The 2,938-nt window shown below is 50.3% G+C and carries 3 protein-coding genes and 1 pseudogene; all 4 read left to right on the top strand.

Annotated elements, in window-relative coordinates:
* Positions 1 to 333, top strand: a pseudogene (locus JF818_RS15050) (polyphosphate kinase 1); the annotation flags it as partial.
* Positions 330 to 1,316, top strand: a complete 987-nt coding sequence (locus tag JF818_RS15045; protein ID WP_198892834.1) for a CHAD domain-containing protein — start codon at positions 330 to 332, stop codon at positions 1,314 to 1,316. The pseudogene JF818_RS15050 and the gene JF818_RS15045, both read left to right, overlap by 4 nt.
* Complete coding sequence (locus JF818_RS15040) at positions 1,313 to 2,089, top strand: ParA family protein (protein WP_198892832.1); 777 nt, start codon at positions 1,313 to 1,315, stop codon at positions 2,087 to 2,089. Before JF818_RS15045 ends, JF818_RS15040 begins: the two co-directional genes overlap by 4 nt.
* 5 nt (positions 2,090 to 2,094) lie before the next feature.
* Positions 2,095 to 2,938 (top strand): 6-phosphofructokinase (locus JF818_RS15035; RefSeq protein ID WP_198892830.1); only part of this gene is annotated, 844 nt, incomplete at its 3' end.

Genomic DNA, 2,938 nt, shown 5'->3' with positions numbered 1-2,938 from the left:
GTGCGGGGGAAGGCCCTGATAGACCGCTATCTTGAGCATACCAGGGTGGTGAAGTTCCACAACAAGGGAGAGCCACTCTATTTCATTGGGTCCGCCGATTGGATGGAACGCAATCTCGATACGCGTATCGAGGTCATGGTTCCTGTCTATGATGATAGGATCAAGGAGGAGCTGGAGTTGTTCCTGCAGGCGCACTGGAATGATACAGCCTCTTCCTTCAGCCTCCATGAAGAAAATTTCAATCAACGTCTCCAGAAAGGCGAACCGAATGAGAAACGAGCACAACGGGATCTGTATCTCTGGTATCAGCATCAGTTGGAGGAAAACCCATGAACAACAACGGCCCGTACTACCTGTTATTTGAAACCCAGTCTGCCCCTGAGACATGGCAGCAGCTATTTTCTCCCTACCGAATTCTCTGGAAGGAGGCATCCATCCCGCTTGAGGGTACTCTGCTTCTTGATGAACAGCATGTAGGGGAGGTGAGATACTTCCCTGAGGAATTGCGTCTTGAACTCTTTCCTCTCCCTGGCACACAAGAGCAACTGGAGGGTTTGCTGGCAGTACCGGCCTTCAGGGAGATGTGCAACAGTCCCATCATTGGTTGGTGTGAGAAACAGGTATCCATTCTCTCTGAACATGCTTCTAATCTGGAGGATATGAAATCCTTGCATGCATTCAGGACAGCAATGTGCAATCTCCGCCAGATGGTCCCTCTTATTGGTGCTGGACTCTCCAAGGAGAAGAGGAAGGAGATAAAACGATTACTGAAGAGACTGGTCAAATATGCAGGGAAAGTCCGTGATGACCATGTTCTTAACCAGCTGTTGGAGGAAAAAGGACTAGAGGATGAGAAGAAGAACCTGAAGATGGAGAAACACCTTTCAGCTTTGAAGAAAGCGCTGCCGTCTTCCTTTGCTTCTGACATTCACCAGCTACTGGAGGAGAACCGATTTGCCTTCTCGGGGTATCACCCGAAGGTTATGGTGGCGAAGGCCCATAGGCGATTGGTGAAGGCTGTACACAAGGTGCACTCAGCAAGGGATGTACAGGCGATGCACAAGGTCCGTAGACGGGTGCGCTCTCTACTTGCTGTGAGTGAGATGGCATCTGTAAAGCAGGATAAGAGGCTGTATGAGCTTGAGAAGATTCTTGGCAAGTGGCATGACCTGATACTCTTGCAGGACTTGCTGGTAAAACAGAAGAAACCCCCCATTGAAACGCTGCGGGTCTTGGTTGACCTGGAGAAGGAAGTGCAACACCTGGTGGATGAGTATCGTCATTTGAGTAGTGAGTACTGGGAGGAGATGACATGACAACACTGGCCGTGTACAGCATCAAGGGGGGAGTAGGAAAGAGCACCATCAGTGTGAATCTGACCGTGCTCCCTGCGATGGCTGGACAGCGGACATTGTTGCTCGATCTTGACCCCTTGGGTTCAAGCAGCTACTTGCTGGATGTAAAGCCAAAGAAGAGCCATGATGCAACTGCGTTGGTCAAGGGAGGCAAGCAATTGACGAAGCAAATCCAGGCCACCAGTTTCTCTTCCCTTGATGTACTGCCATCCTCAACGGCTTATCGCTATCTTTCCATTCTCTTTGATGCAAAGAAGCACTCCCATCACCGGTTGGAAAAACGACTGGAAGAGTTGAGTACAACCTATGACCTGATCATCATTGATGCCTCCCCGACCATGAGTTTGGTCAGCGAAAATGTCCTGTATGCCTCGGATATCTTGTTGGTCCCGGTCATTCCCACTCCCTTTGCAGTGCTTGCCTATGATCAATTGCTTGGTGAGTTGGAACGTTTGGAGCAGAAGGATACACGGGTGTATATGGTTGTTTCCATGCTTGACAGAAGAAAGAAGCTGCAGGTAGAGACTACCCGGGAGTTGTTGCAGAGAAAAGAGGCACTGCAAACGGTGATTCCTTTCGCAAGTGAGATAGAAAAGATGGGTGAGATACAGAAACCGGTAGTGACAAGCAATGCAAAGGGGAAAGGAGCAACTGCTTTCCGTGGTCTGTATGGTGAGTTGGTACCATATCTACGACAGCGTTCACCGAGTGAGCGTACTGGGAAAAAGGAGTAATATCGATGAGCAAATTGATTGGGATCCTGACCTCTGGAGGAGATACCCCTGGATTGAATTCGGCGATACGCGCAGTAGGCAAGACATTGCTTCATGAGGGTGGTTATACCTTGATCGGTTACCTTGATGGGTACCGTGGACTGATGGAGAATCGGTTTGTTGAGCTCAATGATGCATACCTCTCGGGTATCATCACTCGGGGTGGAACCATTCTTGGCTCCAGTCGTGATAAACCCCATAAGATGCCGGTAGGTGGGAAGATCATGGATATGACCGATGTCATTGTAGAAAACTACCACTCAAATCACCTCAGTGGTCTTGTGTGTCTTGGGGGTGGGGGAACCCAGAAAAACTCCTACCGATTGGCCAGCGCAGGTTTGAATGTCCTGACGCTTCCCAAGACCATCGACAATGATGTGATGCATACGGATGTTTCCTTCGGCTATGATACAGCGATGATGATTGCAACCGAGGCAGTCGACCGGCTGCATAGTACCGCGAGCAGCCATCATAGAATCATCATCCTGGAGACCATGGGCCACAAGGTGGGTTGGCTTGCACTTGGAGCTGGTCTTGCCGGTGGTGCTGATGTGATTCTGCTTCCAGAGGTTCCCTATGATGAACAGGTGGTCGCTGATGCAATTCTTAGACGAACGAGGGAAGGGAAGAAGTTCAGTATTGTGGTGGTTGCTGAGGGAGCCATGTCCAAGAGTATGGCAAAGGTGCTTGAAGAGGAGGATGGCAAGGAGAAGGTTGGGGCGATGCTCAAGACCCGTACCCCAGAGCTGGCAGCCAACCTGGAGCGTCTCACCGGAAGGGAGGCCAGGGTAACCATTCTCGGTTATGTTC

The sequence above is a fragment of the Sphaerochaeta sp. S2 genome, from assembly GCF_016406725.1.
GTDB lineage: Bacteria > Spirochaetota > Spirochaetia > Sphaerochaetales > Sphaerochaetaceae > Sphaerochaeta.
The sequence above is the reverse complement of the archived record's forward strand: the minus strand, read 5'-3'. Positions and strand labels throughout refer to the sequence as shown.